The following is a 15197-nucleotide window of genomic DNA, read 5'->3' as shown; positions in this document are numbered from 1 at the left end:
GCAAGCCGCGCGTCAGGTCGACGTCAGGTCGATGTCAGTCGTACCGGTGACGGTGATCAGGTGAACATCACCGCCGATCTCGGACTGCGCTACCTGCGCGGCGATCACGTCTTCGCCCAGCTGATCCGCTTCGCCCTGGTCGGCGGCGCCAGCAATATCACCTACCTCGTCCTGTTCCTGACCCTGAACAGCGCCGGTCCCCTGATCGCCAATATCGCCGGCTCGATCCTCAGCACCGTGATCGCCAACGAACTCCACCGCCACCTCACCTTCCGCGCCGCCGGCCGCGTCACCTGGTTCACCGCCCAATGGGAAGGCGGCGGACTGGCCGTGATCGGCCTCCTGATCAGCACGGCCGCCCTGGCCGCCCTCGACTCCTACGCACCCGGCCTGAGCCCCCTCGCCCGCGCGGCCGCCGTCATCGCCCTCACCGCGGCCATCGGTGCCCTGCGCTTCCTGGCCCTGCGCGGCTTCGTCTTCGGATCACCGTCCACCGGATCCCCCACGGAGCTCGAGGCACACCATTCCACGGAATCCGAAGACGCCCTTCGGTATTCGCTGCCGGGCGGCGCCATGCGGCCGGCCTTTCCGATCGGCCCGATAATGGCCTGAACCTGCCGAACCGTCCCGGTCGTCGGCTTTCAGGCGCGGGTGAGCTCGGCTCGGGTGGCGGTGAGCATGGTGGTGATGGCGGCGGGGAGGGCTTGGGCGGGGTCGGGGGCGAAGCGGGGGGAGTGGTTGGAGGGGAAGCGGGGTGGGAGGGCGCCCTCGGTGAGCATGTAGGCCTGGTCCTCCTCGGTGAAGCGGGCGGGGTCTATGCCGCCGATGTGCCAGAAGACGGAGGGCGCGTGGGCCGCGGTGCCGAAGGCGCCGAAATCCTCGCTGCCCGTGATGGGGTGGTCCATGGGCATGACGGGAAGGCCGGCGGCGGTGAGGGTGGCCAGGACCCGTTCGGTGTCGCCGGGGGTGTTCTCGGTGACCGGGAAGTGGTCGTAGAACTCGACTTTCGGTTCCTGGAGTGCGCCGGCGGCGGCCGCCTCGGCCTCGGCCATGCGCTGGATGCCCTCGACCATGTGGTTGCGCGAACTGTCGGTGAAGGTGCGCAGGCTGAGCAGGACCTCGGAGGTGTCCGCGATGATGTTGGGGCGGGTGCCCGCGTGCAGGGCGCCGGCGGTGAGGACCGGGCCGGCGGCGGTGGCGGTCTGGCGGGCGGTGAGCGATTGCAGCCGCACCACCAGGGAGGCCGCCATGAGCAGCGGGTCGATAGCCGTGTGCGGCTGGGAAGCGTGGCCGCCCTTGCCCAGGAAGGTGATCCGGACCGAGTCGGAGGCGGCCATCAGGGTGCCGGGCCGGCTCAGGATGATGCCCGCGGGCAGCGGGCTCACATGCTGGCCGAGCACGATGCGCGGATGGGGAAAGCGTTCCAGCAGACCGTCATTGATCATGCCCTGCGCGCCCGCACCGGTCTCCTCGGCGGGCTGGAACAGCGCCACCACCGTGCCGGGCAATGGATTCGCCGACAGTTCCGCGCAGGTGCCGAGCAGTGCCGTGACGTGCACGTCGTGGCCGCACGCGTGCATGACGCCGGGGATCGTGGAGGCGTAGTCGAGCCCGGTCTCCTCCTGCACCGGCAGCGCGTCCATATCCGCGCGCAGCCACACCACCGGCCCGGGACCACTCCGCAGCACGCCGACAACGCCGGTGCCGCCGACGTTCTCGGTCACCTCCCAGCCGGGCAGGGCGCGCAGCTCATCGGCCACCAGGCCGGCGGTGGCGTGCTCCTGGCCCGACAGCTCCGGGTGGGCGTGCAGATGGCGGTAGACCTGCTGCCAGTGCTCGGTCATGTGAGACTCTCTTTCGTCGGGGCGGTCGCCGAGACGCGGCGGGCCAGCGTCGTCCGGAACGCGTCGGCGGTTTGCGGGACCATGGCCGCCGCCAGCAACGCCAGCAGCGGTCCGAGGGCCATGGCTTCGAATGCCGTTGTGTACGAGACGTGATCGGTGATGACACCGAAGGCGATCGGGCTCACCACACCCGCCAGCTGCCCGCCGAAGATGATCACCCCGGTGGCCGCGCCGATATAGGCGCTCGGCAGCGACCGCAGCGGCACCGAGAACGCGGGCATGTAGGCCATCCCGGCCACCAGGCTCATCGCCGTGCCCAGCAGGACGAACAGCGGGAAGGACTCGGCGCGCGGCAGGGCGAACAGCATGGCGGCGGTGAAGGCCATGGCCGGCACCACGATCACCCGCGGCCGCCCGCCGATCCGATCGGAGAGCCGGGCGCCCAGCACCACCCCGGCCGCCGCGGCCAGCGTGGTCGGCACCGCGGCGATGGCAATGCCGCCCATGGAGATTCCGCGCTGCTCGTGCAGGAAGGTCGGCGTCCAGGCGGTGACGCCCCACACCAGCACGTCGTAGCCGAAGAAGATGACCGCGAAGCCGATCAGTGCGGGCGAGAGCAGCACGGCGCGGCGTTCGGCCCTCGTGCCGGCGTTCGCGACCGGAATCTCGTCCTGCACCAGCGGTTCCGGCATCCATCGACGCCACGCCAGGATGACCGCCACCCCCAGCACCGAGATGACCCCGAACATCACCCGCCACCCGACCGTGGGCAGCATGACCCCCGCGATCACCGCCGCCAGCAGCAGGCCGGCCGCGTTCGAGGAGTTCGTCCAGCCGGCCGCGGTCGTCCGCTGCTCGGGCAGAGTGCGTTCCGCCAGCGCCTTGATGGCGGCCGCCGGAAAAACACCCTGCACCAAGCCGAACAGGAACCGGATGCCCAGCAGGACCGCGAAAGACCAGGCGACCGCGGTCAATCCGGTGAAGATCGACCAGGCTGTCAGACCTGCGATGCCGACCTTCAAGGCCCCGAACCGATCCGCCAGCAAACCTCCGGGAACCTGGATGAGCGCGTACGCGATGAAGAACACCGACACCAGCAGACCCTGTTGCGTGTGGTCGAGACCCAGGTCCTCGCCGATCGAGGGCAACGCGAAATTGATCACGGTCCGATCGATGTAATCGACCACCCACGCCGCGAACAGCAGCATGATGGTTATCCGGGTGGTGCGTGGCATCCAGGCCCCTTCAAAAGCGGGAGTAGTGGCTGGGTGCCACGTTCGTGCCGATGCCCGAGCATACGGCGCGATTGCCGAGAGCCGCCATGTGAGGCGGTGACGCGCTGATCGCGCGATTGGTGAACGCCCTGCAATTGGCCGGACGGGGTTCGAGAGGCGCGAGTCACTGCCCGCGCCCGTGGCGTGCGGCATGGCGCTGGGCGTGTCGTAGTCTCGCGTCCGATGAGGGACATGACTATTCACGGGTATGCGGCCGACGGGTACGGGCGGGTCGCGGACGCCTTCCGGCGCAACTTCCAGCACGGGGAGATCGGCGCGGCCGTGACGGTGTTCGATGGGGACACGCCCGTGGTGGACCTCTGGGGCGGCTGGCGGGATGCGGTCCGGCGGCTGCCGTGGGAGCGGGACACCATCGCCCCGGTGTTCTCGTCGACCAAAGGTGTTGCGGCGCTGACGCTTGCCATGCTGGTGTCGCGCGGGCAGCTGGACTACGACGAGCCGGTGGCGCGCTACTGGCCCGAATTCGCGGCGCGTGGCAAGGCCGAGGTCACCGTCCGGCAGCTGATCGATCACCAGGTGGGCCTCCACATTCTGCGCGATACCCGGATGACCCTGGCCGATCTGTTCGATCTGGATCGCGTCGCCGGCGTGCTGGCGGCGCAGCGGCCGGGGTGGACGCCGGGCACACGGCAGGGCTATCACCCGGTCAGCATCGGGCTGTACATCAATGAGCTGGTGCGCCGCGCCGATCCGGCCGGGCGCAGCATCCGGCGGTTCATCGCCGAGGAGATCTCCGGGCCGCTGGGCGTCGATTTCACGATCGGGCTGGATGCGGATCTCGGGGGTGAGCGAATCGCCCGGCTGGTCCGCACTTCCGGGCTGGACCTGCGCCACGAGCGGAATCTGCCCTGGAATCAGGCGGTTCCGGCGCTACTGCGCCGGGGCCCGCTCTTCCGGGCGCTGACGGTTCCGGACCTGGGCATGCCCGAGGATTTCGTGCGACCCGAGATCATGTCGGTGGAGCTGCCGGGCAGCAATGGCGTCGGCTCGGCGCGCGGCCTGGCGCGGATCTATGCGGCGGGGTTGTCCGGTGAGCTGCCGATCGCGGACGATGTGCGGGCCCGCATCGCCGGCCCGGGACCGGTGCCCGCGCCCGATGCCGTGCTGAAGACCACGACCCGATTCCACCTCGGATTCCGGAAGTCGTGTCCGACCTTCCCGTTCGGTTCGTCCGGTCACCGCGCCTACGGCACGCCCGGTATGGGCGGTTCGCTCGGTTTCGCCGATCCGGAAACCGGGCTCTCCTTCGCCTATGTTCCCAACCGCCTCGGGCTCACCCTCAATGGCGACCGGCGTTGCCTCCGCCTGGCCCGCGCGGCCTTCGGGAAGCCGACACGCCGATCGGGTCCTCGCACTGAACCCCGGCAGCCCGCCGATCGTTGACTGGATAGACCGGCCCCACGCCGGTAGCCATCCAGATGCGGTCCGGTTCTCCCCCTGCGTCCGGACCGGGACCCCGCCGAGGCATCCCCGGCGGGGTCTTTGTGTGGCTAATTACGCTGTGCAACAGCATGTTCCGGCTCGTTTGTGACTTGGGACACGTTGATCGGGCTCGCTTCGACTGGATACCTTGTGTGCGATGTATCGCGGACAAGGCACTGTGAAACGGGGGATCGTGTTCGAGAGGAAACCCGAATTCCGAACCGTGGCCGACCTCATCGCCGAGCGGATCGCGGCACACACCGACCACGTCTTCGGCGTGGGCGGCGCCAATATCGAGGACCTCTACGACGCCCTCCACCGGCACCCCGGCCTCACCGGCATCATCGCCAAACACGAATTCGGTGCGGCCACCATGGCGGACGGCTACGCCCGCGCCACCACCCGCCTCGGCGTGGTGGCGGCCACCTCCGGCGGCGGCGCCATGAATCTCCTCGCCGCCCTGACCGAATCCTTCGACTCCCGGGTCCCGGTCCTGGCTTTGGTCGGCCAGCCCCCGACCACCCTCGAGGGTCGCGGCGCCTTCCAGGACGCCAGCGGCCATCCCGGGCGCCTCGACGCCGAGCGTATCTTCACCGCGGTCTCCCGCCACTGCGTCAAAATCACTCGGCCCCAGGACATCTCCGCCGAACTCGACCGTGCCATCGCGGCAGCACTGTCCGGTGGCCCGGCAGTCCTGCTGCTTCCCAAGGACATTCAAGCCACCCTGATCTCGAGCGGCTCCACCCTGGCGGCCGGCCTGCGATACGAGCCCGCTCACGGGGGCCGGGACGAACCGATTGCGAGCTCGGAGGAAACGCCGGCGGACATCGCGGCGCTGCTTGCCGATGTGCCTGCCGGAAGCCGGGTGGTCGTCATCGCCGGACCCGAGGTCGCGGCGGCCGATGCGCGGGCCGAGCTGGCGGAGGTGGTGCGGGTGCTGGATGCGGCGGTGCTGGTCACCCCGGATGCCAAGGACGCCTTCTCGAATCGGGATGACCGCTTCGCCGGGGTCGTCGGGGTCATGGGGCACCCCCATGCCGCCGGGCTCGTCGCGGCGGCGGAGCTGTGCCTGCTGGTGGGGGCGCCGCTGTCGATGACCGCACGGGCCGGATTGGATGCGGCGCTGGCCGCCTGTCCGCGCGTGGTGTACCTGGGAGCGGAACAGCCGTTCGTGCCGGTCCATGCCGAGGCGCGGGGGCCGCTGGGTGCTTCCCTGAGGGAACTGCGTGCCTCCTTGGCGGAATCAGCCGCCCTGCCCGCTCTCCCGGCGCTGCCCGGTGACACGGCGGCCGCCTCGGAATCGATTGGTGTGCAATCGAATCCAGGTGCGCCGCACGAGCTGGCCGTCCCGCCCGCGTCCGGGCCGGGTGTGCGATATCGCCCGGCCGTCGCGGCCATCGAGGCGGCGCTGGAGCCCGGCACCGATGTGGTCGCGGATGCCGGGAACACCGGCGCCGCGGTCGTGCACTACCTGCGGGTCCCCGAGGACGGGCGGTTCCTCATCGCGCTCGGCATGGGCGGGATGGGGTACTCGTTCGGGGCGGGGATCGGGTGTGCGCTGGGGCGGGGGCGGCGGGCCGTGGTGATCGCCGGGGACGGCGCGTATTTCATGCACGGCCACGAGGTGCACACGGCTGTCGAGTACCAAGTGCCGGTGACCTTCGTGGTGTTCAACAACAACGCGCACGCCATGTGCGTGACGCGGGAGCAGGTCTTCTACTCCGGCGAGTACAGCTTCAACCGGTTCCGCGCGGCGGAGATCGGGGCCGGTGTCGCGGCCATGTTTCCCGAGCTGCCCGCCTGGACCGCGCGCACGCTGTCCGACTTCGAGAACGCACTGGACAAGACGCGGGCCACGCCGGGGCCCGCGTTCATCGAACTGCAGTGTGACCCAGACGAAATCCCACCGTTCGCCCCCTTCCTGAAGGAGTCCCTCGCATGACCGAGACCGCCACCGACGCGCCGATCGAAGTCCCGGAGCTGGATATCCCGGGCGTGTACCGCATCGAGACCATGGCCCTCAAGGAGGGCATGCCGCTGGTGCTCGACATGACCCGCGCCGTGTACCCGCACGACGAGATCTACGGGGAGTACTGCACCGTCACCGAATTCATCGCCGCCCCGCCGGACGAGGTGTACGGATACCTGGCCGACACTCGCAGCCTGTGCGAATGGACCTACAGCATGCGGGGTTTCGAGCGCACCGCCGACCCCGAGATCTGGGCGTCGGATGACCGGATCGGCTCGCACACCCGCATCTACACCCGTACGGTCGCCAACCCCGACGCCCGCACCGTGGACTACCACTGCGCCTGGGACCAGGCCGACCACCTGTGGATGATCTACCTGATGCGGGTCGTGGACGCGCAACTCGTGCTGAACAAGCCGGGATCCGTTGTCACCTGGACCAATTGCCGCCACCCGTTCTACGAGGACAACGGCTATCCCGAGACCGAGCCGGAGGGCCGCCCGGTCTGGGTGGGCGACTTCTGGCACCTCTTCGCCGCCGGGCACCTGCTGGAACTGCGCAATCTCAAAGCGATCTGCGAACACCGGCACGCCGCCGGACAGCCGATCAAGCCGGAATGGATGGCCTGACCATGAGTACTGTCAGCCTGCTCGACGTCGCCGGATACCTGCCCGAGAACATCGTCCCCGCAGACTATTTCGCGCAGTACGCGGATCCGGACGAGGTCACCTCGAACATCATGTTCAAGGCCCCCAAGTTCCGCCACCACGTCGCGCCGGGTGAGACGCCCGCCGACATGGCCGAGCGCGCCGTGGCCCCGATCCTCGCCCGGCAGGGCCGGGATGCGGTGCGCGACATCGATGTTCTCATCGTGCACACCCAGCTGCCGGACATCGGCATCGTGGGCAGCGGTGGCGACGTGGCCGCCCGTCTGGGCATCGCGCCGGAGTGGCTGATCGACCTGCACAACGGCGGCTGCGCGTCCTTCGTCTACGGCATGAAACTGGCCCGCCAGATCCTGCTCTCCTCCGCCGCCCGCTCCGCCCTGGTGGTGACCATCCAGAATGTCGCGGGCCAGGTCTTCACCCAGGAGCAGGTGCGTGGCAAGGCGCAGGCCGCGATTCCGGGCGACGGCGCGGGCGCGGGACTGCTGGTGAAGTCCGGCGTTTCGCCGATCCTGGATATCGAGACCCGGCACCTGCCGGAGTTCGCCGGGCAGATGACCGTCATCGCCGACCCGCCGCGCCGCTACTGGGAGGCCGGATCCGGCCAGATGCATGTGGGTTTCACCGAATCCAAGATCGCCAAGGTGCTGCAGCGCGGCAACCGGCTGGTGCCCGAGGTGGCGAACGCGGTGTGCGGTCGTATCGGGGTGTCCGCGCAGGAGCTGGATCTGCTGGTCACCAATCAGCCCAACCGCGCCTTTCTGCGCAACTGGCGCGATGCCCTCCAGCTGCCGCCCGAACGGCACCCGGACACCTTCGAGGACTGCGGAAACCTGTTCGGCGCGGGCATTCCCGTCACCTTCGACCGGGCGGTCGACGAGGGCCGGGTGCCGGCCGGGTCGCTGGTGATGTTCGCGGGCTTCGCGCACGCGGGTGATTTCGCCGGGGCCGCCGCCGTCCGCTGGGGCGGGCGCTGAGGGGCCGGCCGCGATGAGTCCGCTGATCACGGCCGGACATCGGCTGCAGCTCAACGAGATTCCCTACGGACCGCCGCCCTCGGTCCAGCAGGCGCTGAGCGCCGCCCTGGCCTCGGCCAATCGCTATCCGGAATTCCTGCCGCAGCGGCTGCCACGGCTGATCGCCGCCCGGCTCGGCTGCGACCCCGATCGCATCGTGGTGGGCGCGGGTGCGACCGGCGTGATCATGCACATCGTCCAGGAATTCGGTTCCGGCGCGGCCGAAGTCGTCATGGCGACGCCCACCTTCGACGGGTTCCCCATCCTGACCAGCATGGCGGGCGGGCGGCCCGTCACGGTGCCGCTCACCGGCGCGGGCCGCCAGGACCTGGCGGCGCTGGCCGCGGCGGTGACCGAGCGGACCCGGCTGCTGGTGGTCTGCAGCCCGCACAATCCGACCGGAACCCTGGTGCCGGCAGGGGAATTCGAGGACTTCCTGCACGAGATCCCGGCGGCGGTCACCGTCGTCCTGGACGAGGCCTACGTGGATTTCGTCGCCGAGGCGGACCGCATCGATGTCTTCGCCCTGCTGGACCGGCACCCGAATCTGCTCGTGCTGCGCACCTTTTCGAAGGCCTACGGCCTCGCGGCCCTGCGGGTCGGCTACGCGCTCGGTGCACCGGAGCTCATCGAGCGCATCGCCCGCTGGCAGCTGCCGTTCGGCATGACCGCGCTGGCCGAGGTGGCGGTGCGGGCCTGCTACGAGGCGGAGGACGAGATCGCGGCCCGGGTGGCGGTGCTGGGCGAGCATCGCGCTCATCTCACCGCCGGGCTGCGCGAGCTCGGCCTGTGCGTTCCCGACAGCTACGCCAACTTCTCCTACCTCACCCTGTCCGGCGCCGAGGCCGATCGGGTGGCAACCGCATTGGCGGGCGCGGACATCCACGTCAAGACCTATCCCACCGGTATCCGCATCACGGTCGGCGATCGCGCGGCCACCGACGCCGTGCTCGCCACGGTCCGCAGTACAGTGCAGTAATGCACGAACATCCGCCTTCCGCACCCGACGGGCAACGGGCCGGAGCGGACGAGGAGATCGACTACGCACTGCTGTCGCTCAATGCCCAGCTGTGCTTCGCGCTGTACTCCACGTCGCGATCCATGACCGCCGCCTACCGGCCGTTCCTGGACGACATGAACCTGACCTACCCGCAGTACCTGGTGCTGCTGGCGCTGTGGGAACGGCCCGGCATCACCATGAAGGACCTCGGTGAACAGGTACATCTCGACTACGGCACGCTCTCGCCCCTGGTCCAGCGACTGCAGTCGCGCGGCCTGGTCGAGAGTGTCCGCAGCGCCACCGACGGCCGGGCGGTGGTGCTGCACGCCACCGACGCCAGCCGCGACCTCCAGCACGGCGCACAACAGATGATCCGCACCGTGGTGGACCTGGTCGGCGTCCCGATCGAGGACATCGAGACGCTGCGCGACCAGGTCAAGGCCCTGGGCGCCCGCCTCGACGCGGCCGCCGCGGCCGCCCGAGCCCGCTGACCGCGGATCCCTGGACCGCCGACCCCGCCCGGTCACCACGCCGGTGATCGGCGACGGGTACGCGGGCAGTGTTTCCGGTCACGCGAATTTGGCCAGTGCGTCCGCCACGATGGCGTCCAGCCGGGCGTGGTGCGCGCCCTTCCAGTAAGTCTGGCCGCAGTCGACGCACTGGGCGAAGGAGTCGTAGGTCTGGCCCGTGTTGTCGGGCAGGTGGTCGCGGACGGTCTCGCGGTCGGCGGGCCGCAGCGTGCCGTTGCAGGAGGTGCAGCGGGTCCACGGGGCCAGGCGCGGGGCGAAGCGAGACAGCACGTCGTCCAGCTGCTCCGCCGGTTGATGACTGTAAACGTAAGCGCCGGAATAGATTTCGCGGCGGCGCAGCAGGCCGCGATCGCGGGAGAGCAACACCCGGTGCTCGGCCGCGGAGCGCGCCGCCAGCGCGGCGTCGCCGATATCCGGATTCTCGTATGCCGCATCGATTCCCAGCAGGCGCAGCCGCCGGGCCAGGGTGCCCAGGTGGATGTCGAGCAGGAAGCGCAGCGGTTCGGGGCTGAACTGCGGACGGGCCACCGCCGCCACCGTGACGCTCTCGCCGCCGCGTGGAATGTGACCGGCCGCAACCGGTTCCCCGTTCACCAGCAGGGCGCCCACCTCGGTGAGCGGCACACCCGATGACTCCACCACATGCCCCAGCGTCGAGGTGCCGTCCACCCGGACCGGCGAGCCGTCGCGCTGACCGACGAACACGCGCAGCTCGGGCGCGAACTCGACGGTGATCTCCCCTGCGTTCACCAGCCCAGGATCCCAGAAACCGGGCACCGGCGAGCAACTCCATTTCGATCCCGCCCGGCCGGCCGGGCGGCGTGGAAAGTGAAGTGGAAACCGCGCTGCTCGGGCCCAATGGGGCGGGGAAGACGACCACCGTGCGCATGCTGGCCGCACTGCTGCGGCCGACCCGCGGCACGGCAACGGTTTTCGGCCGCGACGTGGCCGGGCAGGCGACGGCGGTGCGGTCGATGATCGGGCTCACCGGGCGGTACGCGGCCGTGGACGAGAACCGCACCGCCGGGGAGAACCTGCGACTGTTCGCGCGGCTGCCCGGGCTGAGCCGGCGGGCGGCACAGGATCGGGCGGCGGAACTGCTGGCGGAGTTCGACGGCGCTGACCCGGACCGCTTCCCGACCCGCGCCGCGCTGCGGGATCGGGTCATCGACGAATTCGCAGCCTGAGGACTCACACCGAAGTTTTGGACATAAGTGTCTGTGCACATATTAAGAGATCCACCGGTTTGGATGACAGTCCGGGTTGCCTGCTGATAGATATATGCGTGCAACTCTATCCAGGAGGGCTTTGTGCGCACTCTCGCCGGCATCCTCGGCACGCTCGCGATCATGGGTTCCAGCGTGGGCGCGGCCACCGCTGAACCAGCGGGCAGCACGCCGCTCGACACCCTCGAGGCGTGTCCCGCAGCCTCTCGCGCCGACCCCCCGGTGCTGTTGATCCACGGCACGCATGCCGACGTGGGCACCAGCCTCGGACCGGTGCGGCAGGCCCTGCTCGACGACGGCCGCTGCGTGTACGGCCTCGACTACGACTCCGACGAGTCGCTGCCGACGTCGGTGGACTACTTCACCGCCGCCGTGGACCGGATTATCGCGGTGAATCAGGCGAATTCCCTTGATCTGGTCGGCAAGTCACAGGGCGCGTTGATCGCCAGAGCCGTCAGTCTGCAGTTCGTCGGCCGCGCCGTGAATCCGGTCCGGACCGTCGTCGCGGTGAGCGGACCCCAGCACGGCACGAGCATCGCGGGCATCCGGCTGCCGGCTCTTTCCAGCGGTTCCACTGTGCCGCAGGGGCTTCCGTTCCTGTCACCGGCGATGTTCGACATGCTGGCCGGTTCGCCGTACTTGGCCGGGCTGAACAGCGGTCCGCCGGTCGCACCCGGCGTCCGCTATGTCATGACCGCGACCGCGTACGACGAGATCGTCACCCCGTACGCCACGGCGTTCATCGACGCACCCGGCGTCACCAACATCCTGGTCCAGGACGGTTGCTCCGAGGACCACACCGGCCATCTGGCCGGCTCCACCGATCCCCGCACGGTCGACCTGGTGCTGCACGCGCTCGACCCCGACCGCCATCCGACCGTCCGCTGCGTGACGAACGACAACCGAAAGTAGCCGTACCGATGCCGCATTCGAACGTGTACCGCGATGTCGGCGGATCCGTGAGCCGGCGCGCCTTCGGCCTCGGCCTGCTGGGTGGCGCGGCCTTGGCGGTGTCGGCCGTGACTCCCACGGCGCTGGCCGATCCGGCCGCCGATACGTATCGTCTCACCGCCGGCCAGGCATTCCGCACCGCGGACCAGGAGTTCTTCGGCGTCAACGGCGCTCGCATCATCTCCGCCGAGAACGCCCGGCAGTGGCATGATCCCGCCTTCCACGATGCCCTCGCGGCGGTCGGGCCCGGCCTGATCCGGGTGCAGGGCGGCACCACCTCGCAGTGGATCGATTGGCGCACCGGGCTTTTCGACGAACGGGAGAGCGGTGGCTTCGCCGGGCGCAATGACGACAGGCCGCCGCTGACGCTGTCGGACTGGGCCGGAATTCTCCGGCGTACCGGCGCGACACCGGTTTTCGACCTGAATGTGGTCACCTCGACCCTGGACGATCAACTCGACATGCTGCGCGAGGCGCGTCGGCTGGGCCTGCCCGTTCGGTATGTCGAACTCGGCAATGAGCTCTGGGCGCCGATGGCGGCGTACACCGCGGCCTATCCCACCGGCGCGGACTACGGGCGAGCCATGAACGTCTGGATCACCGCCCTCCGGCGTGAGTTCCCGGACGTTCGTATCGGCGTCTCCGCCGTCGACGATTCCTCGCCCCTTCTCAGCGCCCTGCCGCGGCTGGCCACCTGGAATCGCGGGCTGTACGACACGATTCGCGACGCCGACGCCGCGGTCTTCCATCCGTACTGGATCGTCGATCCGGTCGCGGCCGATATCGCCTCCACGGCCGGTGGCGGCGCGGTGACCTGGAACGCGCTCGCCGAGCAGGTGCTGCGCGACCTGCCGGCGGGTATGCGCGCCTGGGTCACCGAATACAACCAGATGGGCAAGGAGGCGACTCCGCCGCTGGACCGCCTGCCCGCCGTCCAGCAGACCTGGGCCGTCGGCCTCGGCGTCGCCTCCTTCACGCTGCGGGCCCTGCTCGACCCGCGCGTGGAGCTGGCGGTCGTGCACTGCGCGTTGAACGGCGCCCCGACCACCACGACCGGAGGCGGCGGCACCACCAATCAGGCTGTGCACGCTCTCATCTCGGACGGTTCCGGCGGCTCGCAGCTGTACGGCCGCACCGCGCTGAACTGGGCGCTCACTCCGATCTACCGTTCGATGGCGGACGTCACCACGGTCCGTGCCCTCCACCTCGACCAGGCCGTACGGACTCCCGCGGCGCTCATCTCCCCGCCCTACGCCGGTGCCGCCGAGGCATTCACGGGCGCGGAGTTGGTGACCGGTGACCGAGTCGCCGCGATCCTGATCAACACCTCCGACCGGCCCCTGCGAATCACGCTGCCGCCCAGCGTGACCGGTGCGCGGGACGTGACCGTCTATACGGCAACCCCGACCGCTGCCCCGGCCTTCGTCCCCGGCGACACCGTCTCCGAAACCCGCGCAACGGTTTCCGGCACCATCGACCTGCCCGCGTACTCGGAGGCAGTGCTCCACCGCGGGTGAGCCCCCGAGGTGAGGTTGCCGGCCGCGGCTACTCGACGGGGCGATTTTCGAAGTCGGCGAGGGTGACTTCGAGCCAACCGATGTAGGCGGCGGTCGAGGCACGGCCCTGGTCGTGGGCGGCTCGCATGACCTGCCCGGCCCAGCCGGGATCGATGGCGTCGATGGGTGCGAGCGCACCGGTCAGCTCATCGATGCGGGTGGGCGTGCGCACCTGCTCGCGGCGGTAGTCCAGTTCGGTGCGCAGGACCTCGATGGCGAGCTCGCGGCCGAGGGCTCCGGCCAGCAGGAATCGCATCATGAAGTCGGGATCCATGGGCCGGGGCGCGGGCTGGTAGGGGGAGTGGGCCCAGTCCAGCAGGGTAAGCCGGCCGCCGCCGGTGAGCCGGTAGACCTTGGCATCCGGCTTGCCCTCTCGGGCCTCGACCTCGAACTCGACCAACCCGCGCTCGACCAGCTTGCCCAGTGTGCGGTACACCTGCGGCAGGGTCACCCGGTAGCCGACGAACCGGCCGGGCCCATCCATCCATTTGCCGAGGTCGTAGCCCGACAGCGGGCGCAGTGCCAGCAGGCCGAGGATCAGGGTGTCGAGCATGAACCCACCCTATGTGCTCGCGCACCTAGGGCCTCGAGGCGGCGGGCGGCGCGGGCGGATTTCTGTTGACGAGCGGCCAACATAGGCGTAACTATGGGAAACAGATACATAGGTCACTTCCCGAGAGGCTCTGACAATGTCGTCAGCATCCGTGACGGCCGACGACCCTGCGGTCGCATTCGCCCGGCAGTACGCCGAGAAGCTCATGCTGCTCTCGCAGGGCTCGGTCGACAAGAATTTCGATCCGTTCACCGATATCGACTGGGATCACCCCGATTTCGTGGTGACGACCGACGACAAGCGGTGGATCCTGCCGGTTTCGGGCGACATGTTCGCCCGGCATCCCTGGTATCAGGCGCAGTCCGAGGCCCGCAAGATCGCCATCGGGCTGTGGCGCCAGGCCAATATCGCCAAGGTGGGGCTGCAGTTCGAGACGCTGCTCATCGGCGGCATGGTGCAGCACACCTTCAAACTGCCCAATGGCTCACCGGAGTTCCGGTACTGCACCCACGAGGTCATCGAGGAGTGCAACCACACCCTGATGTTCCAGGAGATGGTGAATCGCATCGGGATCGACGTGCCGGGCATGAGTCCGATCCTCAAGCAGCTCACCCATCTGGTGCCGCCGCTCGCCTCGGTCTTCCCGAACCTGTTCTTCATGGCGGTGCTCTCCGGTGAGGAGCCGATCGACCACATCCAGAAGGCGATTCTGCGCGCGGGCGAGGACATTCATCCGATCATGCGCGGTGTCATGGCGATCCACATCGCCGAGGAGGCCCGGCACATCTCCTTCGCCCACGAGTTCCTGGAACATCATGTACCGCAGGCGAACCCGATCGACAGGTTCGTGCTGTCGCTGGCCTTCCCGATCGTCCTGTGGATCGGCGGGCGGGCCATCCTCGTTCCGCCGCGCGCGTTCTTCCGGGAATTCGGGATTCCGCGCTCGGTCCGCAAGGACGTCTTCTTCGGGCTGCCCGACTCCAAGGAGGCCTTCGCGGGCTTCTTCGGTGACGTGCGGTCGCTGGCCAAGAAGATCGGGCTGATGAATCCGGTCGCCAAGCAGGTGTGGAAGGCGCTGGGCATCGACGGCGCGACCACTCGCTACCGATCGGAACCGGATCGCCCGGGCCAGGTCCGCGCGGCCTGACCGGGGTGACGGGCGTGGACTGG

13 protein-coding genes and 2 pseudogenes are annotated in these 15197 nt (G+C 69.3%); 11 read left to right on the top strand and 4 right to left on the bottom strand.

All coding sequences use genetic code 11. The features are described from left to right. Positions 1 to 60: 60 nt before the first annotated feature. Positions 61 to 480: pseudogene (locus ACFXKA_RS16970) on the top strand (GtrA family protein); the annotation flags it as partial. Between the two features lie 161 nt (positions 481 to 641). Here the strand turns inward: ACFXKA_RS16970 and ACFXKA_RS16965 are convergent. Together ACFXKA_RS16965 and ACFXKA_RS16960 are read right to left on the bottom strand one after the other, a co-directional pair. Continuing rightward, the gene (locus tag ACFXKA_RS16965) at positions 642 to 1844 is read right to left on the bottom strand and encodes an amidohydrolase (RefSeq protein ID WP_379427919.1); all 1203 of its coding nucleotides are present in this window, start codon (positions 1842 to 1844) and stop codon (positions 642 to 644) included. Then, a complete protein-coding gene (locus ACFXKA_RS16960) occupies positions 1841 to 3079 on the bottom strand; it encodes an MFS transporter (RefSeq protein WP_379427918.1) in 1239 nt (412 codons plus the stop codon). The genes ACFXKA_RS16965 and ACFXKA_RS16960 overlap by 4 nt, the downstream gene beginning before the upstream one ends. A gap of 231 nt (positions 3080 to 3310) precedes the next feature. Between ACFXKA_RS16960 and ACFXKA_RS16955 the strand changes: the two genes are divergently transcribed. From ACFXKA_RS16955 to ACFXKA_RS16930, 6 genes are all read left to right on the top strand, one after another. Next, on the top strand, positions 3311 to 4522 hold the full coding sequence (locus ACFXKA_RS16955) for a serine hydrolase domain-containing protein (RefSeq protein ID WP_379427917.1): 1212 nt from the start codon (positions 3311 to 3313) through the stop codon (positions 4520 to 4522). Between the two features lie 232 nt (positions 4523 to 4754). Next, positions 4755 to 6503: a thiamine pyrophosphate-binding protein gene (locus tag ACFXKA_RS16950; RefSeq protein WP_379427916.1), complete on the top strand. Its 1749-nt coding sequence runs from the start codon at positions 4755 to 4757 to the stop codon at positions 6501 to 6503. Continuing rightward, positions 6500 to 7159 (top strand): SRPBCC family protein, encoded by a 660-nt coding sequence (locus ACFXKA_RS16945; RefSeq protein ID WP_379427915.1) that lies wholly within the window; start codon positions 6500 to 6502, stop codon positions 7157 to 7159. Before ACFXKA_RS16950 ends, ACFXKA_RS16945 begins: the two co-directional genes overlap by 4 nt. A gap of 2 nt (positions 7160 to 7161) precedes the next feature. Next, positions 7162 to 8172: a 3-oxoacyl-[acyl-carrier-protein] synthase III C-terminal domain-containing protein gene (locus ACFXKA_RS16940; RefSeq protein ID WP_354841460.1), complete on the top strand. Its 1011-nt coding sequence runs from the start codon at positions 7162 to 7164 to the stop codon at positions 8170 to 8172. A gap of 13 nt (positions 8173 to 8185) precedes the next feature. Then, on the top strand, positions 8186 to 9190 hold the full coding sequence (locus ACFXKA_RS16935; protein ID WP_354841462.1) for an aminotransferase class I/II-fold pyridoxal phosphate-dependent enzyme: 1005 nt from the start codon (positions 8186 to 8188) through the stop codon (positions 9188 to 9190). A gap of 122 nt (positions 9191 to 9312) precedes the next feature. Beyond that, on the top strand, positions 9313 to 9702 hold the full coding sequence (locus tag ACFXKA_RS16930) for a MarR family winged helix-turn-helix transcriptional regulator (protein ID WP_379387906.1): 390 nt from the start codon (positions 9313 to 9315) through the stop codon (positions 9700 to 9702). 78 nt (positions 9703 to 9780) lie between these two features. Here ACFXKA_RS16930 and ACFXKA_RS16925 read toward each other — a convergent pair whose 3' ends face one another. Next, positions 9781 to 10491 carry a Mut7-C RNAse domain-containing protein gene (locus ACFXKA_RS16925; RefSeq protein WP_379427914.1) on the bottom strand — a complete coding sequence of 237 codons (711 nt, stop codon included), beginning with the start codon at positions 10489 to 10491 and terminating at the stop codon, positions 9781 to 9783. A gap of 41 nt (positions 10492 to 10532) precedes the next feature. On the opposite strand from ACFXKA_RS16925, the pseudogene ACFXKA_RS16920 reads away from it, so the two are divergent. From ACFXKA_RS16920 to ACFXKA_RS16910, 3 genes and pseudogenes are all read left to right on the top strand, one after another. Continuing rightward, positions 10533 to 10856 (top strand): annotated as a pseudogene (locus ACFXKA_RS16920) (ATP-binding cassette domain-containing protein); the annotation flags it as partial. A gap of 195 nt (positions 10857 to 11051) precedes the next feature. Then, a complete protein-coding gene (locus ACFXKA_RS16915; RefSeq protein WP_379427913.1) occupies positions 11052 to 11879 on the top strand; it encodes an esterase/lipase family protein in 828 nt (275 codons plus the stop codon). 8 nt (positions 11880 to 11887) lie between these two features. Next, entirely contained in the window at positions 11888 to 13435 is a 1548-nt protein-coding gene (locus ACFXKA_RS16910) for a hypothetical protein (protein WP_379427912.1), read from the top strand. 28 nt (positions 13436 to 13463) lie between these two features. Here ACFXKA_RS16910 and ACFXKA_RS16905 read toward each other — a convergent pair whose 3' ends face one another. Continuing rightward, positions 13464 to 14027, bottom strand: coding sequence for a PadR family transcriptional regulator (locus ACFXKA_RS16905; RefSeq protein ID WP_379427911.1), 564 nt, complete (start codon positions 14025 to 14027; stop codon positions 13464 to 13466). 136 nt (positions 14028 to 14163) lie between these two features. Between ACFXKA_RS16905 and ACFXKA_RS16900 the strand changes: the two genes are divergently transcribed. Further along, the gene (locus ACFXKA_RS16900; RefSeq protein WP_379427910.1) at positions 14164 to 15174 is read left to right on the top strand and encodes a diiron oxygenase; all 1011 of its coding nucleotides are present in this window, start codon (positions 14164 to 14166) and stop codon (positions 15172 to 15174) included. Positions 15175 to 15197: the final 23 nt, after the last annotated feature.

Origin of the sequence: Nocardia sp. NPDC059228, assembly GCF_042754245.1 — a bacterium.
Lineage (GTDB): Bacteria > Actinomycetota > Actinomycetes > Mycobacteriales > Mycobacteriaceae > Nocardia.
This window is presented reverse-complemented; position numbering and strand designations above follow the sequence as displayed.